The following is a 26,727-nucleotide window of genomic DNA, read 5'->3' on the forward strand; positions in this document are numbered from 1 at the left end:
CTACGTCCTGCCCTCGATCGGCGCCTTCCTCATGATGCACGCGCTGACGCCACCGCACCCCGGTCCCACCGCCGCGGCGACGGTCATGGGGGCGGACATCGGCCTCGTCGTCATCGTGTCGTTGCTCGTCGGGCTGCCCACGTGGTACCTGGCCGGCTACCGCCTCGGGTTGCTGCTGGCCAAGCGGTATCCCGACTGGCCGGTTCCGAATCTCCTCGGCGAGCCCGAGGAACGAGACGAGTCCGAACGTCCGGGCTTTTGGACCACCGTCTTCTGCTTGCTGCTCCCGCTCGTGCTCATCTTCTTCAACACGGTCTTCTCCACGCTGGAGCAGTCGGGCACGGTGTCGGCGGAGAACTTCTTCTACCAGCTCTCCCGCCTGATCGGAAACACGTCGGTGGCCCTGCTCATCTCGGCCCTCGTCGCCATGTGGCTGCTCTACATCCGGCCGCGGAAGGGCCAGAAGGTGGGCAACCTGCTCGAGGATCTCGTCGACAATGCCCTCGCTCCGGTCTGCTCGATCATCTTGATCACCGGCGCCGGTGGGGCCTTCGGCCACGTCCTGACCGTGTCCGGCATCGGTCAAACCATCGCCGACGGCCTCGACGCAGCGGGCATGCCGGTGATCCTCGCCGGCTTCCTCGTCGCCATCGCGTTCCGGGTGGCGCAGGGGTCGGCGACCGTGGCGGCCACGACCGCGGGTTCGATCATGGCCCCCGCCGTCGCCGGGATGGACCTCAACTCCATCGCGCTCGCGGCGATCGTCGTCGCGATCACCGCCGGGTCGATCACCTTCTCGCACGTCAACGACTCCGGATTCTGGCTCATCGGCCGGTTCTGCGGTTTCGACACGGCGACCACTCTCAAGACCTGGACGGTGATCGGCACCGCGGTCGGCTTCATGGCGTTCGGCCTGAGCTGGGTGGTCTTCGCCGTCGCCTCGTAACTCCGCACCGGTCCGGGGGCATCCGCGTCGGTGCCCTCGGGCCGGTGATCCGGCGAGGAAGACCGCCACGACAGGGCCCGACGGATTTCGGCCCGCATCATCGCGGCCGGAAAAGTCCAGGCCATCCAGGTCTTCCGCACGACCGGTCCCCGAACGTCCTTCGGCGAAGGGCGGCCGGGTTCTCGCGCATCCCGGTAGGCTCTCCGATACCGGCTGGTTACCAGGGTTTTCGTTCGAGGGGAAGTTCTGGGAGCGTGCTACGTCGGCTCCCTTAAGAACCCGGATGTCGACATCCGCGTCCGGATTCTTCGTCTTTCCACCTCGACCGGGAACCGGGCACGAAGTCGCTGACTACCTCGTGCCCGCCACCGCTGAGAGCAGAATCGCATGTGCTTCCATAGGAATTAGTAGGACGCCCTACTAAACTCGCCGGTATCGCGAGAGCAGCCAGGAAGGATCGTCATGGGTGACATCACGCGGGTCGGCGTGATCGGCGCAGGGCTGATGGGATCGGGAATCGCGGAGGTGGCCGCCAGGGCCGGTCGCGACGTGGTCGTCGTCGAGGCCAATGCCGCCGCGGCGGACGCCGGCCGCGAACGGATCGAGAAGTCCCTCGGCCGAGGGGTCGACAAGGGCAAGTTGTCCGCCGAGGACCGGGACGCCGCGCTCGGGCGCCTGACGTTCACCGCCGACATGGACGCCTGCTCCGACCGGGAACTGGTGATCGAGGCGGTCGCCGAGAACGAGGCCGTCAAGCTCGATGTGTTCGGCAAGCTGGACCGGATCGTGCAGAGCACGGACGCCATTCTCGCGTCCAACACCTCGTCGCTGCCGATCATGCGGTTGGCGATGGCCACCCAGAGGCCGGAGCGCGTGGTCGGGCTGCACTTCTTCAACCCGGTCCCGGTACAGAAGCTCGTCGAGCTGATCCCGTCACTTCTCACCAGCGACGAGACCGCCGAGAAGGCGGAGAAGTTCGCTTCCGAGGTCCTGGGCAAGACCGTCATCAAGGCGCCGGACCGCGCGGGCTTCGTCGTCAACGCGCTGCTGGTCCCGTACCTGCTGTCGGCCATCCGGATGGTGGAGGCCGGGCACGCGACCGCCGAGGACATCGACAACGGCATGGTGCTCGGATGCGCCCACCCGATGGGTCCGCTGCGGCTGGCCGACCTCGTGGGGCTCGACACCACTAAGGCCGTCGCCGAGTCGATGTACGCCGAATACAAGGAGCCTCTCTACGCCCCGCCGCCTCTGCTTCAGCGCATGGTCGAGGCCGGGCTTTACGGCAAGAAGTCGGGTCGCGGCTTCTACGACTACACCCGGGGAGAATGAGATGTACCAGTTGCCGGAGGAACACGAGGAGCTCCGTTCCGCGGTGCGCGCGCTGGCAGAGAAGGAGATCGCTCCGTACGCCGCCGAGGTCGACGAGCAGGAGCGGTACCCGGTGGAGGCGCTGAAGGCGCTGACCGATGCCGGCTTCCACGCGCTGCACATTCCCGAGGAGTACTCCGGGCAGGGCGCGGACGCCGTGGCGACCTGCATCGTCATCGAGGAGGTGGCGCGGGTCGACGCGTCGGCCTCGCTCATCCCGGCCGTGAACAAGCTCGGTACCCAACCGATCCTGCTGTCGGCGTCGGAGGAGTTGAAGAAGCTCGTGCTGCCGTCCATCGCCTCGGGTGAGGCGGCGGCGTCGTACGCGTTGTCGGAGCGCGAAGCCGGTTCCGACACGGCGTCGATGCGCACGCGGGCGCAGCTCGACGGGGACCACTGGGTGCTCAACGGCACCAAGTGCTGGATCTCCAACGCCGGTGAGTCCACCTGGTACACGGTCATGGCCGTGACCGACCCCAACGCCGAGAAGAAGGCTCGCGGCATCTCGGCCTTCGTCGTGCACGCCGACGACCCCGGTTTCTCGGTGGGCCCGAAGGAGCGCAAGCTCGGCATCAAGGGTTCGCCGACACGGGAGGTCTACTTCGAGAACTGCACGATCCCGGAGAACCGGATCATCGGTGAACCGGGCACGGGTCTGAAGACGGCGCTCGCCACACTCGACCACACGCGGCCGACCATCGGCGCGCAGGCGCTGGGTATCGCGCAGGGCGCTCTCGACGCCACCGTCGAGTACGTGAAGGAGCGCAAGCAGTTCGGTCAGGCCATCAGCCAGTTCCAGGGCGTACAGTTCATGCTCGCCGACATGGCCATGAAGATCGAGGCCGCGCGGCACATGGTGTACGCGTCGGCGGCGGCCACCGAGCGTGGTGACGCGCGGGCGAGCTTCCTCGCCAGTGCCGCCAAGACCTACGCCTCGGATGTCGCCATGGAGGTCACCACCGATGCCGTGCAGCTGTTCGGCGGCGCAGGCTACACCCGTGACTTCCCGGTCGAGCGCATGATGCGCGACGCGAAGATCACGCAGATCTACGAGGGCACCAACCAGATCCAGCGCATGGTCATGGCCCGCCAGCTGTTGAAGTGACGTGTCGGTCGTGGCGGTTTCCCGGCCGTTCGGGAAACCGCCACGACCGGACGGTCGCCGGGACCACGCTATCGGCTCAGCGCCTGCCGGCCCGGCGGATCCCCACCACCGAGCCGGTGAACAAGCTCCACAAGGACGTCTTTCGAGGAATCCTCGGTCAGCTCTGCCACTCCTCCCACGACATCTGCCACACGCTCCAACCGTCCGTGGGTTCGAGCTCGGCTCCCCCGCTGTTGCGGACCGTGAACAGATCACCCCGGTTGCTCTTGTCCATCAGCCACGCGGCGTTTCCCGTGGAGAGGTTGATGCACCCGTGGCTGACGTTGGTGTTCCCCTGGTCACCCACCGACCAGGGCGCGGAGTGGTAGAAGATGCCGCTGTTGGACAACCTCACCGCGTACTCCACGTAGGTGCGGTAACCGGCCGCGCTCTCTGCGGGGACGCCGTAGGTGCTGGAGTCCATGGTGTAGCCGTAGTGCTCGCTCATGACGGTGTAAGTGCCCTCGGGCGTGGGAGTCGACGGTTTGCCCATGGAGATGGGCATCGTCTTGACCTTCTCGTCGTTGATCGACACCGTCATCTCGTGGCTCTCACCGTCGGCGACCGCCACCAATTTGTCGCCCACGGTGAAGTCCACCGCCTTGTCCTCGGCACCGAAGGCGCCGTCGCCGAAGTCCTTTCCGTAGATCTCGGCGTCGATAGAGACCTCCGTCCCCGGCTCCCAGTACTCCTTCGGACGCCAGATCACCGTGTTGTCGCCGAACCAGCGGAAATCGCCTTCCGTCTCGGGTTCGGCGGTGATGTCGATCGCCTCCTCGGCGGCGTCCCGGTCGGGCACCGGCCCGCTGAAGGTGAAGATCAGCGGCATACCGACGCCCACGACCTCGTCGTCCCACACGTTGATGGACACGGCGACGGTGCGTGCGGGGGTCGTGGTGATGAACGTCGATTCCTCGGTGACGGTCTTTCCGTCCTCGCCCTCCGCCTCGACGGTGAGTGTGTAGGTCTTGCCGAAGCCGAGGGGTTCCGTGGTGGTCCAGAACGTGCCGTCCGCCCGCAGGTCGTCCTTGACGTGTGTGCCGTGTTTTCCGATCAGCGACGCCTTGGTGATGGTGCCGTGCTCGGCACGGACCGTCACGGATTGTCCCGGTTCGACGTCTTTCTCGTCGTCGGACACCGACAGTGCCAACAACACCGGTTTCGGGGGCTGGGTGGAGGTCGGAGGAGAGTCGGGCGAGTCGGACGGTCCCCCTTCCGCCGCGCTCGACGTACACCCCGTCGCGACGGCCGCCGCCAACAGAAGCGCGACCCAGCGACCACCTGATCGTGTCGAACGACCACGCATTCGCGCCACCAGCACCACCCGTTTCAGTTACACGGACTCCCCGAACGTGCCGCGAGTCTGCCGCACAAGTAGCAGCGCGTGCATGGACTTCATCAACTTGTGTCCAACGCTCAACAGGGGCCCCCGTGTCAGCGCCCTACGGGGGCGTGCTAATGTTTCACACGTCGCCGAGAGGGAACGGTGAAACACCGGACCCGGTAACGACAAGCGCCATTAGCTCAAGTGGCAGAGCAGCTGACTCTTAATCAGCGGGTTCGGGGTTCGAGTCCCTGATGGCGCACTTCCACCCCAGGTCACAAGGCCTGGGGATTTTTTATGCCTTCGCCGACCACCGAGACAAGCCCTTTTTTCCGAACACACGAGAGCCGGAAAGAACGGGGCGGCGCTGCCGCTGGAGCGACTTTTCCGAGAAAAGCCTCAAAAAAGCGCAGAGCCGGCATTCTCGCGAAGCGAGAAAGGCGCAAGGAGACGCGGGCCGGGGAAGCCTTGCCCTACCGTGTGCGACAGCGCCGCGGCCGCCGTCGACGACCTCCGCTCACCCTCCGACCGTCTCGGCCAACCTGCCCTTGATCAGCGCTTCCGCCTCGATGACGATGCGGTCGATCAGCTCGGCCACCGTGGGGATGTCGTGGATGAGTCCCTGCACGGTGCCCGCCGTCCAGATGCCGCCGTCGAGGTCGCCGGTGCGCAACACCTCGCGCCCCCGAGTGCCCGCGACCAGTTCGCGCACGTCCTCGAACCGTCCACCTTCGTCGAGAATGCGCACGACCTCCCTGCTGACGTCGTTGCTCGCGACCCGCGCGGTGTTCCGCAGCGGACGGAAAATCAGTTCGGTGTCGAGTTCGGTGGCTTCCACGAGCCTGCGTTTGACGTTGTCGTGCACCGGCGCTTCCTGGGTGGCGACGAAGCGGGTGCCCATGTTGACACCGTCCGCGCCCAAGGCCAGCGCGGCGACGAGCCCTCGCGCGTCACCGATTCCGCCCGAAGCGATGAGCGGAACACTGATCCGCTGGGCGGCTGCCGGAATGAGAACCAGGCCGCCGATGTCGTCCTCTCCGGGATGGCCCGCGCATTCGAAACCGTCGATGGAGATGCCGTCCACACCGAGTTCCTGTGCTTTGACGGCGTGTCGGACGCTGGTGCACTTGTGCAGCACCTTCACCCCGGCCTCGCGAAAGGCGGGTAGGTGTTCCGCGGGGTTCGACCCGGCCGTTTCGACGATCCCGACGCCCGATTCGATGATCGCGTCGCGGTACTCCGCGTACGGCGGGGGGTCGATGGCGGGCAGGATCGTCAGGTTCACGCCGAACGGCTTGTCCGTCATCTCCCGGCACCTGGCGATCTCCGCTGCCAGGGCTTCGGGGGTGGGCTGCGTCAGCGCGGTGAGGAAGCCGAGCCCTCCGGCGTTCGCCACAGCCGCGGTCAGCTCCGCGCGGCCCACCCACTGCATTCCGCCTTGCACGATCGGATAGTCGACGCCGAAGACGTCGCAGAACTTGGTGTGCACCACCGCGCGGTCCTCCTGACTCGCCCGACCCACTTGTTACCGGACAGTAGAATCCTGCTACCGGACAGTAGAGGAGCCTTCGCGCGAGGGACATGCCCCGGTGACCAACGTCATTGCATCAGCAAGGAAAAACGCGTCCGGCTGTTCGGGTGACGTTATTGCCCGCCGTCCCGCGTTTCCGAGATCGTAAGAGCTTTCAGGATTAATCTGTTCGGCGTGGGGGAACGGAGCCGACATGGACGCGTGTGATCTCGGGGCGATAACCCTCACGAGGAGGGCGACACCGACACGAACGCTGTCTGTAAGCCTGCCCGAGGCGGTGGCGTGGTTCGCCGGTGAACAACACTCCGACCGGCCCCACTGCGTCTCTCCCGTCCTACTCACCACGGCCACGGTGCTCGGTGGTCGGCTGCCGCATCCCAAACGCCAACGGCTCAAACGGTTCGTCCCCTCCTTGGTGGGCACGGCGGACGACGGCCACGACGAGCAACGGTCGTTGATCGCCATGGACTGGCTCGTCCGCGTGTACACACCGGCGTGGTTACGGCTGGTCCCCGCACTCGACCTGGCACGAGTCAGCCTCGCCGAACGCTCTCCCGTGCTGACGGTCGCCGACGCCGCCGACGCGATCGAAGGCCCCCTGGCCGCCGTGCACAGCGCGGCGTGGACGGCGTACACGGCCACTCCGTGGGACCGTCGCGACCTACCTCGCTCCGAAGTGGCGGCCACGCTGTCCCGCATCCTGTCGACTCATGCCGCCGACGCGGCCGTCGCCGCCACACTCGACATCGCCGCGTCCTTCCTCCCCGTGTGCGGAAGGATGCGCCTGGCCACCGAACAAGCACTGCTCATCGCGGCCTGCACGCGACACGACGTGGGCGCTTCCCCCTCGGTCGACAGCCGAGTGACAGCGCTGCTCACTCCGACAGCCGCCGCGTTGGAAGACGCGGTGATCGAGCTGTTCGGACGTCTCATCGAGGCGACCCCTCCCACCGACCACGGCTGGCTGTCGGCGGACCCGGTCGAATCCGTACGCCACATCGACCACGAAAAGCCCTGACCACCAGGCCCGACCTGGATCCGCCACCTGCGGTGGCCTACAGGACAATGGCTGTTTCAAGACCCTCACCCCCGATGAGGACGTGGTAGCCGTTGTCTCCCACATCGATCGACGACGCCCGGGACCGGCTGCACCGCCTACGGGCGGACTGCTCCCGTTGCGCGGGATTGTGCTGCGTCGCGCTGCCGTTCTCGGCCTCCGCGGGTTTTCCCACCGACAAGGACGCAGGTACGCCCTGCCACAACCTCGACTCGTCGTTCCGCTGCCGGGTCCACACCGACCTGCGTCGCCGGGGGTTCGTCGGCTGTGCCGTGTTCGACTGTTTCGGCGCCGGTCAACGGGTCACGCAGGAGGTCTTCGACAGTCGTACCTGGCGTGACGATCCGGAGACGGCCCGGCGCGTGTTCGCCGCCTTCGACGTGGCCCGCCACCTGCACGAGATCTTGTGGTACCTGGCGGAGGCGCTCGATCTGCGGGCCGCCGCGGAGCTGCACACCGAGCTGAAGCGAGAATTCGAGCGCGTCGACGCGCTCGTCGACGGTGGTCCCGACGCACTCGCCGACACCAATGTGGCGGCCGTCCGGCAGAACGTCGGCACCTTGCTGTCACGGGTGAGTGAGCTGGTACGGGCGCGGGTGTGTGGTCGCCGAAGCGACCGTCGCGGAGCCGACCTCGCCGGGGCGCGACTGCGGAAGGCGTCGCTGCGGGGCACGACGTTCCGCGGAGCCGTTCTCATCGCCGCCGACCTTCGAGGAGCCAACCTGCGGACGGTCGACTTCCTCGGCGCCGACCTGCGCGACACCGACCTACGAGGAGCCGACCTCACAGGTGGCTTCTTCCTCACCCAGGCTCAGGTGAACGCCGCCCGAGGCAATGCGGGCACACGACTGCCCGCCCACCTGGCACGTCCCCCGCACTGGTGAGGAACGGCTCGCTTTCCGGCGGCAGGGTCGACGGAAAGCGACGGAAGGACGCGTCACGGTTCCTGCGGCAGCAACAGCCACAACACCAGGTAAATCAAAAACTGAGGGCCCGGAAGCACGCACGACACCACGAACGCCAGACGCACGTTCCTGGGACGCCAGCCGTAGCGGCGTGCGATACCGCCGCAGACCCCGGCGATCATGCGGTTCTGTTTCGACCGGGTCAAGGTAGCGGTGGATGAAGTCATGCCCCCAGTGTCGAGCGAGCACGGCGGCACCGCATCAGGGCAAACCCTGGAGCGAACCACCATTTATCCCGGATCCGCGATCAGCGACGTCCGAGCCCGCCGCGACGGCACCCGACAATCATTCACCGCGTCGGGCCAAGACCCGGGTCGACCTACGCGGTCGTGCTCCTGCGGACTCCTTCGCGAGGGCCTCCACCAGCACGTCCCATCCCGGTCCGCAAGCGGTGCCGAGCGCTCCGTGAGGCACGCGGAAACGCGACGGCGCCGACGGATCCTCCTCGTCCATCCGGGCGAGCGCCTCCCAGCCGAGTAGTCCCCCGGGCAGCACAGCCTCGCACGCGATGTCGAACACGGCCTTGTCCCAGAACAAAGTCGCCAACGCGAACGCGAACGTCTCGCGAGGAGGCACGAACGTGGCGAGGTCCGACTGGACACAGAACACCCGGTCCCCCACGCCGCGCCGCCGCGCCTCCGTGGCGAGCTGACGCAACGCCACGTCCGACACGTCCACCGCGACGACCCGATGTCCCGCCTCGGCCAGGGCGAGCGCGCTACCCGACCGGCCGCACGCCAGCTCTAACACCGGCCCGTCGATCATTCCGGCGGTGAACGCCTCCGCGACCAGCGGGTGCGGGGCGAAACCCGGTGCACTCCGCAGGTACCGGGCGTTCCAACGCAGCCGGTCGGAAGACTCCTCCCCCGCTGACTCGGGCTGGGCTCCCTCAGTCCCCATAGTGCTCGCGCGCCTCCTGTTCCTGCTGTTCCCGGGCGCGCTGTCGTCGCTGCCGTTCCCGCATGCTGTAGGCGGCACGGTACACCGCCTCCTCACTTTCGAGGCTGGAACCGAGGGCTCCCGCGAAGGTCCCCAGTGAGCTGGACAACCACGTCAGTCTGAGATAGTCGACGATCCCCACGGGGTGCCCCAGTGACTGTTCGAGATATCCCGGATCGATCACGGTGAGCGCCCCCATGAGAGTCACGGCGAACAACACCGAATAGGCCGCGGCGACACCGAACAACAACGACGCCAGCGTGGACACGTTGTAGAGGATCGCTTTCTCCCTGGACGACGAGCGCCGCTCCCACAAGCGGTTGTACAGGATCAGCCAGGTGACCATCGACGCGATCGCCAGCAGACTGATCAACACCTGCCGAAAGGGGCTCAGTGCGTCGGCGAGCGTCCAGATACTGCCGTAGAAGATGCCGAACGCCGCGGCCGCGGAACCGGCGGCCAGCGCCGTGGACAGCTCGGGCACCAGCCGCCACGGTTTGTTGCCCCGCACCATCCCGGCGAGCAGACGCAGCCGTCCGCGCCACCCCACCAAAGCCAGGCTCACTTCGATCTCGGCATCGGAGTGGTCCACCCAGCGCACCGGCTTCAGTCTGCTGCCCGCCTCGCGCCGTTCACGTCCCGCTCGAACACTCAGGAGGCTGCTTTTGCCCAGCTCTCCGACCAGGTAGATCAGCGTGTCGTACAACCGCCTGCGCATACGCCATACGCCGAGTGCGGGCAGGGAGGCCAGAGCCACTCCGTTGCTCACGCTGATGTCGGCCACCACCGGGTGCGTACCGATCCGTCGTGGGAGGTCGGTGACGCACACCAGCAGATCCCATTTGTACTTCGGCAGGACTATTTTCGACAGGTTCACCAGCGGAAACTGGTCTTCGTCGTCGATTCGCAGTGGTTCGGTCCGCATCCGCACGTCCCACTCGACCTCGTCGGTGACGTGGACGGACAAGTCCGCTTCGAGGTCGTCGGTGAATCTCCTCACCACCTCGCTCGGCAGCCCCGGGTCACACAGCAGTCCCACTACCACGGTCCGGTCGCCGTCGTGAGCGGAGGATTCGTCCGAGGCCTCGTCATGGGCCGATGCCATGCCTTTCCTTTCTCCCCGTCCTCTTCGCTCGCGCTGACTACCCACAGGGGTCGTCGACTACGCGATGGGGACGTCGTGCGGCGGCATCGGCCCGCCTCGCGCCCACGCACGCGGGGTGGTGGGACGCCTCGTCAGTTCGTCCCGCAGTTCAGAGTCGGGTCGCTCGGTTCGGCCCCGGGGCGGGTACGGGCGACGAAGCCGAATGTCGCCGTCGTGTCCTGTTCCACGGCGGCGTTCCAGCCCGCGTCGTGGACGTACATGGTCGTGCCGTTGCGTGACGGTGTGCCGTTCCACACCTCGCTGACAGTATGTCCTTCGGGGAGCTCCCAGTGCACTTTCCATCCGACGATGCCGCCGTTCTCGGGAACGACGGTGACCTCGCCCTGGTAACCACCCGGCCAGCGGTTGGTGACCTGCAGTTCGGCCAGGCATCGTGAACCCGTGGACAGCGCCACGGGACTGTCGGACGAACCCCCGGTGTTCAATACGGCGCCGAACACCATGCCCACCGACACCAGGGTCATCGCCACGAACCCCGTGAGGACGGTGCGGCTCGACACGCGCGTTCGCCCTTTCGTCGGCGACGACAGTGTGTGCCGCGGAGGGAAGGACGACGGCGACGACGGAGACGACGACGATTCAGCTGCGGAGTGCTCATCGGCGACCGCGGCCAGTTCCTCGTGCACCTGCCGCATCGTCGGCCGCTTACCCGGGTCCCGGTGCAACATCGCCAGTAACAACTCGGTCAGCGGGTCTGACCGACGTGGCGGGGTGGGCTGAGCGTGCACGATGCGCACGAGTAGCGCGATAGTGCTTTCCGCTTCTCCGAACGGCGGGCTTCCCTCGATCACCGAGTACAACGTCGCGCCGAGCGAGAAGACGTCCGACGGTGGGCCCACCTGCGCCCCGTCGGCGACCTCGGGCGACAGGTAGGCAGGTGTTCCCGCGATCGTCCCGTGCCTGGAGAAGGTGTCCTCACCGTCGGCCTGGGAGATACCGAAATCGGCGATTTTCGCGAGCCCACCCTCGGTGACGAGCACGTTCTCGGGTTTGACATCACGGTGCACGATGCCTTCCTCGTGCGCCGCCGCCAATGCCGACGCCACCTGCGAGCCGATGGAGGCGGCCTCTCCCGGCGAGAGCACGCCGCGGTCGGTGACCATCGCCGAGAGACTGCGGGACGGGAGGAATTCCATGACCAGGCAAGGGATGTGTCCGTGGGTGACCACGTCGTGCACGGTGACGGCATGGGGGTGCCGTAGACGCGCCGCGACCCGGGCTTCCTTCATGGCGCGTGCCATGGCGGCTTCGTGCGCCATATCACCGGTTCCGAGGCCGGTGCGTAGTTCTTTCAGCGCGACCAGCCGGTCGAGTCGTTCGTCGTGGGCGCACCACACGACTCCCATGCCTCCACGTCCGAGAGACGAGGACAGGCGGTACCGTCCCGCGACCAGTTCACCCTCGCCGCTCACGACGGTCCCTCCTGTTCTGGAGCCCACAACAGACAACGCAGTCACCGATAGTATTCAGACGACCACGGCTTGCGTGGATTGAAACCGGCTTTCGCCGCGATGAGAGCCGATAGACCCCGAACGGATTATCATCCACAATGGACTTAAAGCCGCTCGGCCGCGGCCAGTCAAGACGAACGACGACCCACGACAAAACCCCGCCGACGCGAACACGGGACGCGGAACCCTGTCGCGAAGAAGTCGAATTCACCGGCCCACACCCGCACCGACACCAGGCGTCGAACGAATCGACACACCGAATTCAGCACACCATCATCCTCGAAAGGCGAGGTCAGCGAATTCGGTAGCACTACCACGTTCTCCCAGCGGAGAAATTGTCCAGATAAGACAATTTCTCGCCGACCCGATCGACGCCCTTCGCTGATTGTTCCCCGATACCGACACGCGAAACCCTCGACGGAACACCGGCCCCCCGGAAACGACAGAGCGACAGGTCGAACCGCCATCGGCGCCGGGGAGACGACCACACCCCGTCGACGAAGAAGTCCCGCCGTGCGACATCCAGCCTCGGCCACCCCTCCCCAAAAGTGACCTTCATTACATAGAGTGGTGGATTCACGGACATGAGGAGGACAGCGTTGACCACTCAGCCATCCGTTACGGCCCGAATCGAGGGCCAGACCATCGCCAAGCTGCTCCGCCGTAATGCCACCGAGTTCGCCGACCTCCCGGCCCTGACCTCACTGGACGATCCCGACAGCCCGACACTGAGCTGGGCGCAACTGCGTGAACAGGTCGCCGCCGTCGCACACGGACTCGCGGACCTCGGCCTCCGCGCGGGCCAACGCATGATCATCATGTCGCCGAGCCGTCCCGAGCACATCATCGCCGACCTGGCGGCCACCAACCTCGCCGCCATCCCGTGTACCGCCTACTCGACGTTGAGCAGCGATCAGATCCGCTATGTGGTCAACCACAGCGCCGCACCGATCGCGGTCATCGCGGGCGAGGAAGAGCTGGAACGGTGGCGACCGGTGCTCGACGACCTCCCGGCCCTGCGTCACATCGTCGTTCTCGACGACGACGCCACATTCGACGACGAACGTTTCGTCCACTACGCGGAACTACGTGATCGAGGGGCCACGCTGCACGCGGAGTCCCCGTCGACGTTCGAACGGTTGACCGACGAGATCAAAACCGACGATCCCCTGTCGATGATCTACACGTCGGGCACCACGGGAACGCCGAAGGGGGTGGTGCTGTCACATCGCAACGCCATTCACGAGGCCATCGCCGTGTACTCGCGGCACGACGCTCCCCCACACGTCTCGAACATCGCCTATCTGCCGCTCGCACATGTGGCGGAACGAGAGCTGTCGATCTACATGCCCGTGGTGCACGCAGGCCACGTACACACCCTCGCCGATCCGGGTGACATCGTCGCCGCACTCGGCCGCGTCCGGCCCGATTCGCTCTTCGGCGTGCCGAGGGTGTGGGAGAAGATGGTGGCGGGACTGAAGAACATGCTCACCGGTGTCCCCGAGGACCGTCGCAAGGCCCTGCTCGCCGCCAACGAATTGTTGCAGGAGGGCTACAAACTGCGCAGCGCGGGCAAAGAGGTCCCCGCGGAGTTGGCGGAGCGCATCGCGGAGACCGACCGCACCGTACTTGCCCCGATCCGCCGGATGTTGGGCCTGGACGAACTCGTCTTCGCCGCCAGCGGCGCGGCCGCGCTGCCCCTCGAAGTGCTGTACTTCATCGCCGGGCTCGGGATCGAGATCCACGAAGTGTGGGGGCTGTCGGAGACCACGGGGGCGGTCACGAGCAACTGCGCGGACGCTTTCAAAGCCGGAACGGTGGGCCGCCCGATCGCCGACGTGGAGGTCAAGGTCGCCGACGACGGAGAACTGCTGGTGCGAGGCCCCGTCGTGTTCCTCGGTTACCTCCAGGAGGACGGGTCTATCCAATCGGCCACCGACGCCGACGGCTGGTTCGCCACGGGTGACATCGGCTCGATAGACGACGACGGATTCGTCACCATCACCGACCGGAAGAAGGAACTCATCATCACCGCCGGCGGCAAGAACATAGCCCCGACCAAGATCGAAGGCCTGTTGAAGGAACACCCGCTCATCGGGCAGGCCATCGCGATCGGCGACGAACGGCCCTATCTCACGGCACTCATCGTGCTCGACGACGAGATCGCTCTCCCGTGGGCGGCGGCCCGTGGCATCGAAGGGGACGACCTCGCCGCTCTGGCCGAGCACCCCGCCGTGCGAGCCGAGATCGACCGGGCCGTCGACTCGGCCAATGAGCGGTTGGCGAGGGTCGAGCAGGTGAAGCGGTATCAATTGCTGGCCGACGCGTGGACACCCGACAGCGGTGAACTCACCCCGACACTGAAACTCAAACGCCGCGTCATCACCGAGCGGTACCGAGCGGACATCGACGCGCTTTACACCAGTTGACCGTTTCAGGCGGTTTTGGACTCAAGTCGCTTCAGCCGTTTCAGAAACGTTTCGAACGCCCCTCACGACGAACACACCACGGCACCGACCCGGCGACGGGAAACTCGGTGGCCCATTCCCGGCCCGCACGATCCGGGTCGCCCCGGGCCACCGTGGTGAACGCGCGATCACGTCGACTCGCGCCGACCTGCAGATCGATGCCGTGGCTCAACGGCCGCCCATGCCGGGCGATACCCCGAACCGGCTTTGCCGTCCTCGGACGCGTCGAATTCGGACTCCGACGGACTCGAGGACGGCGATCACGTCCGAAGAGGTCTTCGACTGGACGGGAACGCGCTGCCCCGAACGAGCGGACAATGGTCGGCCTCGGGACATGGCCGGTGGACGAGGTCTTGACACGCACAGCCCGAAGGAGTGCCCCGAGTCAGCGTTAGTCCGTTCCGGGCAACGTCCGATGTTCGGCTCCACGTCATTGTGAAGAAAACTAACGTTGGCGCCGACGTCGCAATACGTAACCGATTCGGCACAGGGTGACGAAGTTGGTAACTACCACGGCAGCGCCCCGGATGAGTGACGCGCTCCGTAACCGTGAATTCCGGGCTCTGTGGTTCGCAGAGGCTCAGTCCGTCCTCGGCGACCATCTGACGACGGTGGCACTGTCCATCGTGGTGTATGGCCGCACGGGGTCGGCGCTGTGGGCTGCCGTGGTGTACGCGTTGACCTTTCTCCCCGCGCTCGTGGGTGGACTCGGACTCTCCCAGATCGCCGACCGGTATCCCCGCAAGACAGTGCTCGTCGCGTCCTTCGTCACCCAGGCCGTGCTGGTGGGGGCCATGGCGATTCCCGGAACACCGCTCGCGGTACTCGTCACGCTGGTCGTGCTGGCACGGTTGGCCGGAGCCCCGGCCAACGCCGCGCAGAACGCATTGACCAGGGAGGTCTTCACCGACGACGAGTTGTATCTGCGTAGTCAAGATCTACGGGGCATCACCACCAACATCGGCATGCTCATCGGCCTCGGTGGTGGGGGGATACTGGTCACGTCGCTCGGCCCCTCGTGGGCGCTGGCCCTCGATGCCTTGACCTTTCTCATCGCCGCGATACTGGTGCAGCTCTCGGTGCGGCAGCGTCCCGCTCCCGGCGATCCCGGCGACGGTTGGTTCAGCGCCGTGCGCTGGGTATGGGGTCAACGCCGCCTGCGAGTGTTGCTGGCGTTGTCGTGGCTAGTGGGTCTCGCGGTGATTCCCGAAGGGCTCGCCGCCCCGCTCGCCGACCAGATCGGCGCTTCGGAACAGGCCGTGGGGTGGCTGCTGGCCGCTGATCCGTTGGGTTTCGTCCTCGGGACGTTCGTACTTTCGCGGTTCGTCTCCGCCGAGAACCGCAAACGGCTGATGGGGGTACTGGCCACGGTGGCTGCCGCGGTGCTCATCGGCTTCGCCGCGGCACCCACCCTGCCTTTCGCTTTGCTGTTGCTGATGTCCGCTGGCGCCGCGGGCGCCTACATCATCACTGTCGGTGCCACGTTCATCACCTGGGTCCCCAACGAATTGCGCGGCGGCGCGGGCGGCGTCTACCGCACCGGCCTCCGGGTTACGCAGGGTCTGGGTGTCGCACTCGGCGGTGTGGTCGCGGATCTCACCGGTTCCGCGACGACCACGATCGCTCTCGCGGGGGCGGCGGGTGTCGTACTCACGATCCCGGTCGCCCTGTCCTGGGGCCGCGTTCTGAAGTCCCAGTGACAAAAACCAGCGGAAGTTCGTCGACGTTCGCCCGCGGTCCGTCCACGATCGTCGCGATCGTCGCGATGACCACCTGATTGTGCCGTGGCGTTCACGGCGTGAAGTCGGGCGAGAAGGGTTACTCGTAATCAGAAGTTACGTACCGGCAACGCGGCACACCTCACGCCGTGAAGTGACCAGAGGTGACTCGAGTGCGAACCATGACCGCGCGACGAACAACACTCGGCCTTCGTGGCCTGTCACAGCACACCTTCCCCATCGTCGATGACGACGGGCACCTTGCGATTTCAGAAGTCACGGTCGGTCACGGTGAACACCTCCCCGCGATAAGAGCGGCAGCTCGCTCAAAAGCGCTTGCACTTGCGCTGACAAATGAATCAGAAGTTTCAGAAATCACGGTCAGACATCAGACACCTCCCCAGGACGACACTGCCGTCGGTTCTCCAGTTGTAGGTCAGAAGTCACGGTCGGACAAGGGAGAACACCTCCCCTCGCGGTCGAGTTCGTACCGAGGTCGAAAACGGCTTTCGAGACAACTCACCGGCACTGCTCCCACATTACAGTCCAGTGGGCTCGTCTACACGATTTTTCAGCGCGGTGAGATGATACTGATCACTGACGATGTCTTGTCCCGTCGTGGACTTCGCCGGACCGGTCGTCACGACCGAGCCGACTTGGCCCACGTGACCGACACGCGCGAGAGGATTGGCGAGTGCCGCTCATTCCACAGGATCGGCCGTCGCCAGGAATCGTTATGCCGGATATGCCGGACAGCGGGGCCGTGACCAGGGGATCGAAGCCGACGCGCTCACAGGACAATCGCTCCGGCCGCCGCGAGGACCGTCGGTCACTCCTGCCCCGCCACTGGGCTCTGTGGACCAGGCCGAGACGGTTCGTCGTCTTCCTGATCACCATGGAAGCGTTGTCGGTGGCGGGATTCGCGGCGGCGTTCGCGCATTCGCCGTTGCCCACCGGGTCGGACTGGCTCGAGTTCGCCATTCTCGCGGCGGGCGCGACGGCCCACATGCAATTGACACGTCGTCAAGAGGAGCGGCGTCGAAACCGCACGAAGACCGTCCTCATCGACCTCACGGCCGTATGGGTGTTCCCCGCGACGCTGGTCCTTCCCGCCACGCTCGCGGTGCTACTGGTCGTCGTCATCCGGATTCAACGCTGGTTCGCCGCGCGCAGACCAGCGCACAATTTCATCTACTCATCCCTCGCCCACGGTCTCGCGGCCGCACTGGCCAATCTCTGTTACACGGCGATGGGACCGCAGGACTGGATCACACTCACCGCCACCGGGTCACTACGGGAATTCGGACTCATCCTGATCACGGCTTTGGTGTACGAGGGAGTGCAGGTCCTTTACGTGGGCGGGATCCTCGCTCTCGGCTCTCCCTCGCCGACTGTCCGGACGGTACTCGGCAGCAAGGCCGACAACCTGTTGGAGGCCATCACCACCGGGCTCGGAGCCGTGACCGCCGTATTGGTGGTCACCATGCCTCCCGCCGTGATCGTCATGGCGGTGGTGACCGTGGTGTTCAACCGACTCGCCGAACTCGACCAACTACAGGACGCCGTCGTCACCGACCCTAAAACGGGCCTGCTCAACATGCGCGGATGGACGGAGTCGGCCGAGCGTGCGCTCAACCGTGTCCGACGCTCGGGCAACGCGTTGGCCGTGCTCATGGTGGATCTCGACCACTTCAAACAGATCAACGACACGTTCGGACATCCGGCGGGCGATGATGTACTCGCCGCGGTGGCGAACGCTCTGTCCAGTGTCACCAGGCCCGCCGACCTCGTCGGCCGGTTCGGCGGCGAAGAGTTCCTGCTGCTACTCCCCAACGCCGATGCGGCAGCCGCCGAGCTCGCGGCCGAACGAGTCCGGACCACCATCGCCGCGTTGCGGATTCCCACCACGGACAAACGGGGCGCCCAGGCCACCATCAGTGGTCGCACGGCCTCCATCGGCATAGCCATGTTCCCCCGGCACGCCGACGACCTCGACGGCTTGCTCCAGGCCGCCGACACCGCGGTGTACGACGCGAAGGAAGCCGGGCGTAATCGCATCAGCTTCGCCCCTGTCCCCCATTGACAGGACGAGGGGGCGGGATATGTGCGAGGTCTCGACGAGGCCGACCACGTCGACCACGTATCGAGTACTGAACCCGGCACATCAACTGAACCCGGCACATCAGTGGTCGAGGCCGGGCGCGCAATGTGGCCCCGAATAATCGCCTCATTCCGGCACTGTCACCCTTTCGGGCATGTCCGTCCGCCGGAAACCGCGTGTTCGCCACCGGGTCCTGCTGTGCGGTGCCGTCCGGCTACTCGTGCTGATACTCGCTGTGGTGGGCTTCGGTCTCGTGGCGTCACGGTCGCAAGCCGTCCCCGCCGCGGGCCTCGTCGACGGAGACGTGGCCGACGCCGAGAAGGCCATCGAAGCCCTGCTCGACCCCGGACGGTCCGCCGAGGCACTGGCATCGCTGCCACACGACTTCGTGACGGTGACGGGCGTCGAAATCGGGACACAGACCGCGCTCGACGGCACGGTCAGGGCCGTGCACATCGGCGGCGGCTGTTCCGCGCCGTGGGGGGACGACAGCACCCGATGGGACTTCGGAACGCCGTGCCGTTCCCACGACCTCGGGTACGACCTGCTGCGCTACGCGGAGAAGAAGGGCAGACCGCTCGGACCAGAATTGCGGGAGGCGCTCGACGAGCGCCTGTCCGAGGACATGTACACCACGTGCGACGTCAACCCGCGAGGGTCGCGGACGCTGTGCCAGGGTGTCGCCGCGGTCTACACGGCAGGGCTCGTGGTGAACTCCTGGCACCAACGGTGGGGGCCACCCGTCGGCGAGCCCGTGCTTCCACTGCTGGCAGGCGTGGCGGTCATCGGAGTGTTGCTGTGGCATCGACTCCGTGGCCGCCCACTGTCCGAATCGGCCCGGACACAGCGGGCGTCTCCACGACGGACGGATGGGAGGAGGCCGACCGCTCTCGCCGGACCGTGGACGCTCCTCGGCGTCGGCAGCCTGGGTGTGCTCATCCTCGGCGAGTCGACCGTGGCGTTGGCCCAGTGGGCGGGAGCGGATCCCGACTGGTTGTGGCCACTGACGTGGTCGGCGCAGACCGCAGTGGTGTTCTTCTTCGCTGCGGGACACACCAACGCCGCGACCTGGACCGCGATCGTTCGCGCCGGCGGTGACGTCCGTACCTACCTCGCCCATCGGGCCAGCCGGTTGTTGCGGCTGACGCTGGTGTTCGCGGTCGTCGCGTTCAGCCTGCCCCTGGCGTTGGAGCTGCTGCGGGTGCCCCCCTCGACCATCGACGCGGTGGTGCGGATAGCGCTGCATCCGTTGTGGCTCCTCGGCTTCTATCTCCTCACGACGTTCCTCACCCCGCTGATGCTGGCTTTGCATCGGCACGCACCTCGCGTGGTCTTCGGGACGCTGGTCGCCCTGTTGGTGGGGGCGGAGTGGCTGAGTACGCACACGATCTCGTCGTGGCCTCACCATGCGGGGGCATTGGCGCTCGCGTTGTTGGCCCAGCAGGCCGCTTTCGCTCACCGAGACGGGGTCGTCCCCTCCCGTCGACAGCTGGTCCTGAGTGGTGGGGCCGCGTTCGGTGCGCTGGTGATCGGTGTCGCGGCAGGTGCGCTGCCCTTCGCGATGCTCGGGGTCGCCGAGGCTCCGCCCGTGTTGGCGGGCCCGATGACGTCCGTGCTCTTGATCGGGCTGACCCAGCTCACGTTCCTCGGCCTGTTCCGGGCGCGCCTGGCGCGGGTGGCGCGCCGACCCGAGCTCCTGCGGTCGGCGGGGCTCGCCTCGCGTCTGCCGATGAGCCTGTACCTGCTCTTCCTCACCGCGGTGCTGCTGCTCGTCGCGGCCGTGTACCTGCCCAGTCTCGGGCCCGATCTCGGCCGGTTCCTACGGCCCCGCGCTCTGCTGGCGACCGCGCTCCTCGTAGGCCCCGCCGTGCTGGTGTTCCTGGGATTCGAGCGGCACATGTGGTATCGCACTCCCCCCGTGTCGGTATGGAATTCCACACAAAGTGGTCTCGACCGCATGCTGTCCCACGCCGCGACGGCCGTCGGAGCGGGTTTCGCGCTCATCGGGCTCTTCGGTTTCGCGCTCACCACACTCGGCACCGAGGTGCCCGGTCTACAGGGGTTGTTGCTCGACCCGGTGCAGAGCCTGGTTCACCTACTGCTGGGAATGTCGTTGTTGCACAGCGTGCACACGGGTTCCACCGGAACCCCAGGAACGTGGCTACTCGCCATCGCGGCGTGCATTCCGCCGTTGCTGTCGGTGACCGCGGAGCCCTCCCCCGACGCGCTCGGCATGGCCGTGCACACCACGGCCTGCCTGGTCGCCGTGGTCGCGGCGGCCACGACAGGGGTGAACACGCTGCTTTCACCCGATCGAAGAACGAAAACCTGAAGAAGGGAAACGAGCGGGGTGGCATCGGTGTCTTCGCGCTTCCATGTGGCACCCTACGACAACCGCACCCCGTTTCCACACGTCTGTTCCTAGTGAGAGGCCCGTGCAGGCACGTCGGGAGAGCAGCGACGGAAAGGAGCCGCTGGCGTGGAACGACCGCCGGGAGACGACCCGCGCCACCCCCGACCTTCGCGCCGAGGACCGGATCGAGACGCGGAACGGATTCGACGTGTTCCGCCTCGTGGCGGCGCGGACCGTGCCCGCGGCAGACAGCCGGGCCGCAGACAGCCCCCTCCGTCCCGCGGCCCTCGTTCCGGAGCGCGGGGCGCGAACGATGCGCAACGTCGCCCCGCGGGTGCCCAGGACAGCGCAGGCCGTCGGGCCACGCGGCAACCGAGTGAGGGCCGTATCACGACGGCCCCCGCCCTGTCGCGGGACCACAAGAGGGGGGTCGGTGTACGCATCGCCCTGACCATGGTCTCCGTGCTGGTGCTGACCATCACCGGCTATGCCTGGGCGGCCATGCAGGGCCTGGTGGACGGGCTCACGATGGCGGACGTCATCGGGGAGGACACGGGCGAGCTGCCGGAGGACGGGGCGCGCGACATCCTGCTCGTCGGCATGGACAGCCGGATCGACGCGCAGGGCAACCCGCTGCCCGAGGAGATGCTGGCCAAACTGAACGCCGGTGCCGCGGACGGCGAGCTCAACACCGACACGTTGATCCTGGTGCACATTCCCAACGACGGCAGCAAGGCGGTGGCGTTGTCGTTGCCGAGGGACTCCTACGTCACCGTTCCCGGCTTCGGCCAACACAAGATCAACTCAGCGTACGCGCGCGGTAAGGCTGCCGCGAAGGAACAGCTGCGCCAGGAAGGCGTCACCGACGAGCAGGAACTCGAGGTCCGCAGCAACCAGGAGGGCGCCAAGACCCTCATCGCGACCGTCGAAGCACTCACGGGCCAGACGGTCGACAACTACGCCTCCATCAACCTGCTGGGTTTCTACGACATCACCAATGCCATCGGTGGGGTCGAGGTGTGCCTGAACCAGGCGACCCAGGACCCGTACTCGGGAGCGGACTTCAAGGCGGGCAAGCAGTCGATCTCCGGCGTGCAGGCTCTGGCGTTCGTCCGGCAACGACACGGACTGCTGCGGGGCGACCTCGACAGGATCGTCCGCCAGCAGGTGTTCCTCGCCGGGCTGGCCAACAAAGTGGTGTCGGCGGGCACGCTGACGGACCCGGGCAAGCTGAACCGGCTGGTCGAGGCCGTCAAGAAGTCGGTGGTGGTGAACAAGGGCTGGGACATCCTGTCGTTCGCCCAGCAGATGAAGGACTTCACCGGCGGTCAGCTCGAGTTCCACACCATTCCGATCGAGAACCCGGAATACGACACTCCCGACGGGCTCGCCCTCAAGGTCGATCCAGGCGAGGTGCGCAGCTTCGTGGCCAAACTCACCGGCAAGAAGCCCGAAACGTCGCAGGCTCCCGCTCCGGAGGAGATCACCGTCGACATCTACAACACGTCGAACATCCAAGGACTCGCGGGTAGCGTGGCGCAGTCGCTGGTCGAACAGGGTTTCGTCCAGGGCGAAGTGGCCAACGAGGTGCCGAGGCAGACCAGTGTTGTGCAGTCCGCCTCCGGCGAGCGGGCCTCCGCCGAAGCCGTGGCCAAGGCCCTGCACAAGGACATCCCCGTGGAGGAGAACGCGGACGTCAGCTCCGGCCACGTGCGAGTGCTCCTCGCCCCCGACTACCAACAGAACGGCAACTCCATGCCGGGTAGTCCCGCCGGGGGCGGCAACGCCCCGGGTGCCCCGATGCCGGAAGCGCCTCGACAGGCCGGGGACGAGTCGACCGAACAACCGATCACAGCCGACGGCGTGGTGTGTGTGAACTGACCCCCGAACCCTCGGTCACCGACTCGGGGTGGCCCCGGCCGGAGCGACCCCGTTTCGGCTGACGCCGATTCGACCAATCGGATACTCCGTTCGGAGCATCTATGGCGGATCAGTGGGGTTTTCTCCGGCTCCCCGCGTAAGCGCGGGGCTCTCCGACCATTCACATGTCATAGAAACGACATAGCCGGAAAGAAGATGGTCAGGGGGCACCACTGTTGATCGACGCCGACACGTACCAGAGAATCCTGGGCGAGGAACTGCGCAAGCTGAGAACCGAGCGCGGCTGGACGCGCAAAGAGTTGGGCGAGAAACTCCAGAGCGGTATCTCGCTTCAGACGCTGGCGACCTACGAGCTGGGGACCCGTCAGTGCTCGGTGGTCCGGTTGGCCGAGCTCTGCCTCGCGATGGACGAATTGCCGCAGAATCTGCTCGCCCGTGTCCACAGCAGGCTGTTCGCCCACGAGAGCGGCCAGGTGAGGGTCAACCTGGCCGACGTCGTCGCGGACGAACAGCCCGAACTACTGCCGCTGCGCCGGTGGGCGCGGGGCAGGCTCGCCGCGGGTGGCTCCGCGGACGTCCGATTCGACCAGACCACGCTGGAGCAACTCGCGGCGCTGTGCGGCCTGCACACCGAGGAGCTGCTCACCCGGCTGAAGAAGCTGTCAGCCGCCGCTCTGTAACGGCCTTGGCGCGCCGGTGAAGCCGGAAGTCGGAGGCTTCGAGTTTGCGGGTCCGCAACCAGTACCGCCAGGTGAACCCCGGCCAGACGGTCCGGTTGACGCCCTGCGAGTCTAGGTACCAGCTCGTGCAACCACCCCGGGTCCAGATGCCTTTGGCGAGTTTGCGCTGGATGTCGGCGTTGAACTGGGCTTGCGTGTCGGCGCGGACTTCGATGGCGTCGGCGCCGTGGTCCTCGACATAGCGCATGGCCTCGGCGATGTAACGGATCTGCTGCTCGATCATGAAGACCACCGAGTTGTGCCCGAGGCCGGTGTTGGGGCCGAGCAGGAAGAACAGGTTCGGATAGCCTGTGACCGTGATGCCGAGGTGGGTCTGCATGCCCTGTTCAGCCCACTGTTTGCCGAGGTTGGTGCCCTGGGCACCGATGATGTCGAGGTCGTCGAAGGCGTCGGTGACGTGGAACCCGGTGCCGTAGATGATGGCGTCCACCTCGTGTTCCACTCCGGCCTTGTCGATGATGCCGGTCTCGGTGACCTCGGCGATGCCGTCGGTGATGACGTCGACGTTGTCGCGCGCCAGTGCCGGGTAGTAGTCGTTGGAGATCAGCACGCGCTTGCAGCCCATCACATAGTCGGGCGTGAGCTTGGCCCGCAGCACCGGGTCGGAGATGCTCTTGTCGATGTGCCGCTTCGCGATCTTCTGCGCAATCTTCATGATGCGCGGATCGCCGTTGAAGCCCACGGCCCGCAGCTCCAGCGACCAGTAGAGCAGGTCACGGTAGACCCGCTGAGCGAGCGGCACCCGCTCGAACAGTCGTTTGGCCCAGTCGGGCATGGTGCGGTCGGGCTTCGGCATGATCCAGGGCGGTGTGCGCTGGAAGAGGCGCAGTTCCCGCACCTGTTCCGCGATCTTGGGCACGAACTGGATGGCGCTGGCGCCGGTTCCGATCACGGCGACCCGCTTGTCCCGCAGGTCGTAGTCGTGGTCCCACCGAGCCGAGTGGAACGCCTTGCCCTGGAAACGTTCGATGCCGGACAGTTGGGGGATCTGGGGGATGTGCAGCGCCCCCACCCCGCACACGAGGTAGCGGGCCACGAACTCGTCACCGCCGGCGGTCGTGACATGCCACCGGTGTTCGTCGGTGTCCCACCGCGCTCCCGTCATCTCCTGGCCGAAGTGGATGAATCGGTAGAGTCCGTACTTCGTCGCGACGCCACGCAGGTAGTCGAGGATCTCCGGCTGCGGCGAGAAGGAGCGCGACCAGTGCGGGTTCTGCTCGAACGAGAACGAATACATATGGGACTGGATGTCGCACGCGCAGCCGGGATAGGTGTTGTCGCGCCATGTACCCCCGACCTCGTCGGCCTTCTCCAGTACGACGAAGTCTTCACGTCCGTCTTTGAGCAGCTGGATCGCCATGCCGAGGCCGGAGAATCCGGTTCCGACGACGACCACGCCCGTCTCGGTGCGATTACCCATGTCCGTGCCTCCATGCGACGGTTCGTGTTACCCGGCGTACACCTTACCGATAGTAAGTTACTGGGAGTAGGATAACGATCGTGAGCGCGACTGGAAAGCCCCCCGCACGACGCAAACGAATGCCGCGCGCCGAACGCGAACGGCAGATGATCGAGGTGGCCGAGACCGTGTTCGCCGAACGCGGCTACGCCGCGGCGTCGATGGACGAGATCGCAGAGCGGGTCGGCGTCTCGAAACCGATGCTGTACGAGTATTTCCAGTCGAAGGAAGGCCTACTGCTCGCCTGCATCCAGGCCGCCCGCGCGGAGTTGCGCGAGGCCACCGAGAAGTCCGTGCTGGGCACGACAACGGCGGAGGACGCCCTCCACCAGGGCCTTCTGGCCTTCTTCACCTTCGCCCGCAATCGCCGTCAGGCGTGGTCCCTGCTGCGCCACGAGATGAGCTTGATCGGCACCTCGGCCGCCGAGGAGCTCGAAGCCACTCGCCGACAGCAGACCGACCTGATCGCGCACCTCATGGATGCCTATCTGAACGTGCCGGATCCCGCGCTCGCGCACGCCATGGCGGAGTTCGTGGTGGGCGGCTGCGAGCGGTTGGCCATTTGGTGTGAGCAGAACGAGGAAATCACTCCACAGGCCGCCGCCGACTACACCATGAGCCTTCTGTGGGGTGGGATCCGTCACCTTGCGCGCCCTTGATCGACGTTACGAGACCTTAACCTCACTCTTCGTAGCGACTAACTGAGAGTGTTATCACTCTGGGTAGCGTTTTCCGCCGGGTCCTGTTGCTGTGTCCCAGGGGCCGTTACAGACTTGAATCATCGTCATAAAGTCAGGGGAACGCTCTGCTGAACGCCGCCCCTGTCGTGAGAGGGGATGAATCAGGTGGTGCAGACAATCACCGCGCAATATGTGCGACGTGACGGGGACTGGACCGTCACCGTGTCCGGTCTCGGGAAAACGCTGAACGGAGAGGCGTCCGGCCTCATCGCCGCGAGGGACCGGGCCGACCAGCTCGTGGAGCAGCTCGTGCCGGAGGGCACCCAGCCGACGGTGGTGCACCTGCTCAACGGCAGCGCCTACGAGTTCACCTCCGCCTACATGACCGCGCGTCTGTCCCGGACGACCGAGGACAGGACGGAGACGGCCGAGGACACCGAGAGCGCCGAGAACACCGACCAGGAAAACACCGCGGCTTCCGAGGCTCAGGCGGACGAGGCCCGGCAGGACGAGGGTGAGGGCCAGGAGGACCAGGGGAACACCACTTCCGCCGCGGCTCCGACGGTGCCGCGTAAGGAACTGAGCCACAGCCCCGCGGAGGCGGCACACCACAGCTACGCGCACGCGGGCTGAGACGTCACTTCAGCCGGTCGCGACGTCTCAGCCCGGCTCGGCGCTGTCCTGGAGCTGTCTTCAGCGCAGGAGTTTGCGCAGCAGCAGGAAGCCGAGCAGCAATCCCCCACCGAGCAACGAGTATTTGATCTTCGGCTCGTCGAGCTTGGCCTGGACAGTGCTCCGCGCCGAGTCGGCGAGCTGTTTCGGGTCCGCCTTCTCGCTGATGCGGTCCAGGGTGGCCGCAAGCGCCTCCCTGGCCTTCTCGATGTCGCGTTCGATCGTCTCCGGGTCGCGCGCCACGTGTCCTCCCTGAAAAGCACTGTTCGCAGTGCTGTCACGGTAGATCACCACGACGGCACGCGCCTCACCGGCCACGCCGACGAGTGTGTGACCCAGCCGACGTCGGCGGCGCGGCGGCACACCAACGCCTTACCGCCCGCACCGGCGCCGGGAGCCAGGAGTTAGGCTGCACGCATCGGGCCCGTAGCCCAATTGGCAGAGGCACACGGTTTAGGTCCGTGCCAGTGTGGGTTCGAGTCCCACCGGGCCCACCAAATTAGTCATTGCACGAACACCTTCCTTACTGGCCCTGGCTGGCGCGTTGTCGCTGGCCAGGGCTTCGTGTGTGTCTGCTGCTGTCTCGGCCGTCCCGTCGGCGTGGGGCTGGGGGATGCGGAAGACGGGGACGATGGTGCTGGCGCTGGTGATCTTGATTTCGGCGATGAGGGTTTCGATCAGGGCTTTGCGGGTCTGATCGGTGCCGGAGTCGATGACGTGGGTGATGTGCTCGGCGACTTCCGTGAGGGTGGCCGTGTCGGG

The 26,727-nt window shown here is 66.3% G+C and carries 21 protein-coding genes and 2 tRNA genes; 15 read left to right on the plus strand and 8 right to left on the minus strand.

Annotated elements, in window-relative coordinates; all coding sequences use genetic code 11:
* The 3 genes from M7H19_RS00480 to M7H19_RS00490 form a co-directional block, all read left to right on the plus strand.
* On the plus strand, positions 1-946 hold a 946-nt coding region (locus M7H19_RS00480), incomplete at its 5' end, for an SLC13 family permease (protein WP_298175694.1).
* A gap of 462 nt (positions 947-1,408) precedes the next feature.
* Positions 1,409-2,278 carry a 3-hydroxybutyryl-CoA dehydrogenase gene (locus M7H19_RS00485; protein WP_298175696.1) on the plus strand — a complete coding sequence of 290 codons (870 nt, stop codon included), beginning with the start codon at positions 1,409-1,411 and terminating at the stop codon, positions 2,276-2,278.
* Position 2,279: 1 nt separating this feature from the next.
* Entirely contained in the window at positions 2,280-3,422 is a 1,143-nt protein-coding gene (locus M7H19_RS00490) for an acyl-CoA dehydrogenase family protein (protein WP_298175698.1), read from the plus strand.
* 157 nt (positions 3,423-3,579) lie between these two features.
* On the opposite strand, the gene M7H19_RS00495 is transcribed toward M7H19_RS00490, so the two are convergent.
* A complete protein-coding gene (locus tag M7H19_RS00495; protein ID WP_298175700.1) occupies positions 3,580-4,767 on the minus strand; it encodes an Ig-like domain-containing protein in 1,188 nt (395 codons plus the stop codon).
* Positions 4,768-4,974: 207 nt separating this feature from the next.
* Between M7H19_RS00495 and M7H19_RS00500 the strand changes: the two genes are divergently transcribed.
* Positions 4,975-5,047: transfer RNA gene (locus M7H19_RS00500), tRNA-Lys, on the plus strand.
* Between the two features lie 255 nt (positions 5,048-5,302).
* On the opposite strand, the gene M7H19_RS00505 is transcribed toward M7H19_RS00500, so the two are convergent.
* Positions 5,303-6,277, minus strand: coding sequence for a nitronate monooxygenase family protein (locus tag M7H19_RS00505; protein WP_298175702.1), 975 nt, complete (start codon positions 6,275-6,277; stop codon positions 5,303-5,305).
* A 232-nt stretch (positions 6,278-6,509) separates the two neighbouring features.
* Between M7H19_RS00505 and M7H19_RS00510 the strand changes: the two genes are divergently transcribed.
* Together M7H19_RS00510 and M7H19_RS00515 are read left to right on the plus strand one after the other, a co-directional pair.
* Positions 6,510-7,334 (plus strand): hypothetical protein, encoded by an 825-nt coding sequence (locus M7H19_RS00510; RefSeq protein ID WP_298175704.1) that lies wholly within the window; start codon positions 6,510-6,512, stop codon positions 7,332-7,334.
* Between the two features lie 92 nt (positions 7,335-7,426).
* Entirely contained in the window at positions 7,427-8,257 is an 831-nt protein-coding gene (locus M7H19_RS00515; RefSeq protein WP_298175707.1) for a pentapeptide repeat-containing protein, read from the plus strand.
* A 53-nt stretch (positions 8,258-8,310) separates the two neighbouring features.
* On the opposite strand, the gene M7H19_RS00520 is transcribed toward M7H19_RS00515, so the two are convergent.
* The 4 genes from M7H19_RS00520 to M7H19_RS00535 form a co-directional block, all read right to left on the minus strand.
* On the minus strand, positions 8,311-8,505 hold the full coding sequence (locus tag M7H19_RS00520) for a PspC domain-containing protein (RefSeq protein ID WP_298175709.1): 195 nt from the start codon (positions 8,503-8,505) through the stop codon (positions 8,311-8,313).
* Between the two features lie 118 nt (positions 8,506-8,623).
* Positions 8,624-9,238, minus strand: a complete 615-nt coding sequence (locus tag M7H19_RS00525; protein WP_298175711.1) for a methyltransferase domain-containing protein — start codon at positions 9,236-9,238, stop codon at positions 8,624-8,626.
* Positions 9,228-10,382, minus strand: coding sequence for a hypothetical protein (locus M7H19_RS00530; RefSeq protein ID WP_298175713.1), 1,155 nt, complete (start codon positions 10,380-10,382; stop codon positions 9,228-9,230). The genes M7H19_RS00525 and M7H19_RS00530 overlap by 11 nt, the downstream gene beginning before the upstream one ends.
* A 131-nt stretch (positions 10,383-10,513) precedes the next feature.
* On the minus strand, positions 10,514-11,854 hold the full coding sequence (locus M7H19_RS00535; RefSeq protein ID WP_298175715.1) for a protein kinase: 1,341 nt from the start codon (positions 11,852-11,854) through the stop codon (positions 10,514-10,516).
* A gap of 638 nt (positions 11,855-12,492) precedes the next feature.
* On the opposite strand from M7H19_RS00535, the gene M7H19_RS00540 reads away from it, so the two are divergent.
* The 6 genes from M7H19_RS00540 (at position 12,493) to M7H19_RS00565 (ending at position 23,094) form a co-directional block, all read left to right on the plus strand.
* On the plus strand, positions 12,493-14,322 hold the full coding sequence (locus tag M7H19_RS00540; protein WP_298175718.1) for an AMP-dependent synthetase/ligase: 1,830 nt from the start codon (positions 12,493-12,495) through the stop codon (positions 14,320-14,322).
* A 566-nt stretch (positions 14,323-14,888) separates the two neighbouring features.
* Positions 14,889-16,061, plus strand: coding sequence for an MFS transporter (locus M7H19_RS00545; RefSeq protein WP_298175720.1), 1,173 nt, complete (start codon positions 14,889-14,891; stop codon positions 16,059-16,061).
* A gap of 913 nt (positions 16,062-16,974) precedes the next feature.
* On the plus strand, positions 16,975-18,162 hold the full coding sequence (locus tag M7H19_RS00550) for a GGDEF domain-containing protein (protein WP_298175731.1): 1,188 nt from the start codon (positions 16,975-16,977) through the stop codon (positions 18,160-18,162).
* 172 nt (positions 18,163-18,334) lie between these two features.
* Positions 18,335-20,512, plus strand: a complete 2,178-nt coding sequence (locus M7H19_RS00555; RefSeq protein WP_298175722.1) for a phospholipase A2 — start codon at positions 18,335-18,337, stop codon at positions 20,510-20,512.
* Between the two features lie 474 nt (positions 20,513-20,986).
* Positions 20,987-22,414, plus strand: coding sequence for an LCP family protein (locus M7H19_RS00560; protein ID WP_298175724.1), 1,428 nt, complete (start codon positions 20,987-20,989; stop codon positions 22,412-22,414).
* 212 nt (positions 22,415-22,626) lie between these two features.
* Positions 22,627-23,094 (plus strand): helix-turn-helix domain-containing protein, encoded by a 468-nt coding sequence (locus M7H19_RS00565; protein ID WP_298175733.1) that lies wholly within the window; start codon positions 22,627-22,629, stop codon positions 23,092-23,094.
* Here the strand turns inward: M7H19_RS00565 and M7H19_RS00570 are convergent.
* Entirely contained in the window at positions 23,057-24,574 is a 1,518-nt protein-coding gene (locus M7H19_RS00570) for an NAD(P)/FAD-dependent oxidoreductase (protein ID WP_298175726.1), read from the minus strand. The genes M7H19_RS00565 and M7H19_RS00570 overlap by 38 nt on opposite strands.
* Before the next feature lie 80 nt (positions 24,575-24,654).
* Here M7H19_RS00570 and M7H19_RS00575 point away from each other — a divergent pair, with 80 nt between their 5' ends.
* Together M7H19_RS00575 and M7H19_RS00580 are read left to right on the plus strand one after the other, a co-directional pair.
* Positions 24,655-25,272, plus strand: coding sequence for a TetR/AcrR family transcriptional regulator (locus M7H19_RS00575; RefSeq protein WP_298175727.1), 618 nt, complete (start codon positions 24,655-24,657; stop codon positions 25,270-25,272).
* Between the two features lie 177 nt (positions 25,273-25,449).
* Complete coding sequence (locus M7H19_RS00580; RefSeq protein WP_212757311.1) at positions 25,450-25,926, plus strand: hypothetical protein; 477 nt, start codon at positions 25,450-25,452, stop codon at positions 25,924-25,926.
* Between the two features lie 60 nt (positions 25,927-25,986).
* On the opposite strand, the gene M7H19_RS00585 is transcribed toward M7H19_RS00580, so the two are convergent.
* The gene (locus M7H19_RS00585) at positions 25,987-26,208 is read right to left on the minus strand and encodes a DUF3618 domain-containing protein (RefSeq protein WP_298175735.1); all 222 of its coding nucleotides are present in this window, start codon (positions 26,206-26,208) and stop codon (positions 25,987-25,989) included.
* A 177-nt stretch (positions 26,209-26,385) separates the two neighbouring features.
* Here M7H19_RS00585 and M7H19_RS00590 point away from each other — a divergent pair.
* Positions 26,386-26,462: transfer RNA gene (locus M7H19_RS00590), tRNA-Leu, on the plus strand.
* Positions 26,463-26,727 lie beyond the last annotated feature (265 nt).

Source organism: Saccharomonospora sp., from assembly GCF_027317685.1.
Taxonomy (GTDB): domain Bacteria; phylum Actinomycetota; class Actinomycetes; order Mycobacteriales; family Pseudonocardiaceae; genus Saccharomonospora.

What these genes read in the sequence shown, in the direction of transcription:
- M7H19_RS00495 (WP_298175700.1), bottom strand. Translation starts at nt 4,767, where the DNA reads ATGCGTGGTCGTTCGACACGATCAGGTGGTCGCTGGGTCGCGCTTCTG.
- M7H19_RS00545 (WP_298175720.1), top strand. Translation starts at nt 14,889, where the DNA reads ATGAGTGACGCGCTCCGTAACCGTGAATTCCGGGCTCTGTGGTTCGCA.
- M7H19_RS00580 (WP_212757311.1), top strand. Translation starts at nt 25,450, where the DNA reads ATGAATCAGGTGGTGCAGACAATCACCGCGCAATATGTGCGACGTGAC.
- M7H19_RS00570 (WP_298175726.1), bottom strand. Translation starts at nt 24,574, where the DNA reads ATGGGTAATCGCACCGAGACGGGCGTGGTCGTCGTCGGAACCGGATTC.
- M7H19_RS00530 (WP_298175713.1), bottom strand. Translation starts at nt 10,382, where the DNA reads ATGGCATCGGCCCATGACGAGGCCTCGGACGAATCCTCCGCTCACGAC.
- M7H19_RS00525 (WP_298175711.1), bottom strand. Translation starts at nt 9,238, where the DNA reads ATGGGGACTGAGGGAGCCCAGCCCGAGTCAGCGGGGGAGGAGTCTTCC.
- M7H19_RS00555 (WP_298175722.1), top strand. Translation starts at nt 18,335, where the DNA reads ATGTCCGTCCGCCGGAAACCGCGTGTTCGCCACCGGGTCCTGCTGTGC.
- M7H19_RS00490 (WP_298175698.1), top strand. Translation starts at nt 2,280, where the DNA reads ATGTACCAGTTGCCGGAGGAACACGAGGAGCTCCGTTCCGCGGTGCGC.
- M7H19_RS00560 (WP_298175724.1), top strand. Translation starts at nt 20,987, where the DNA reads ATGGTCTCCGTGCTGGTGCTGACCATCACCGGCTATGCCTGGGCGGCC.
- M7H19_RS00550 (WP_298175731.1), top strand. Translation starts at nt 16,975, where the DNA reads ATGGAAGCGTTGTCGGTGGCGGGATTCGCGGCGGCGTTCGCGCATTCG.
- M7H19_RS00485 (WP_298175696.1), top strand. Translation starts at nt 1,409, where the DNA reads ATGGGTGACATCACGCGGGTCGGCGTGATCGGCGCAGGGCTGATGGGA.
- M7H19_RS00510 (WP_298175704.1), top strand. Translation starts at nt 6,510, where the DNA reads ATGGACGCGTGTGATCTCGGGGCGATAACCCTCACGAGGAGGGCGACA.
- M7H19_RS00520 (WP_298175709.1), bottom strand. Translation starts at nt 8,505, where the DNA reads ATGACTTCATCCACCGCTACCTTGACCCGGTCGAAACAGAACCGCATG.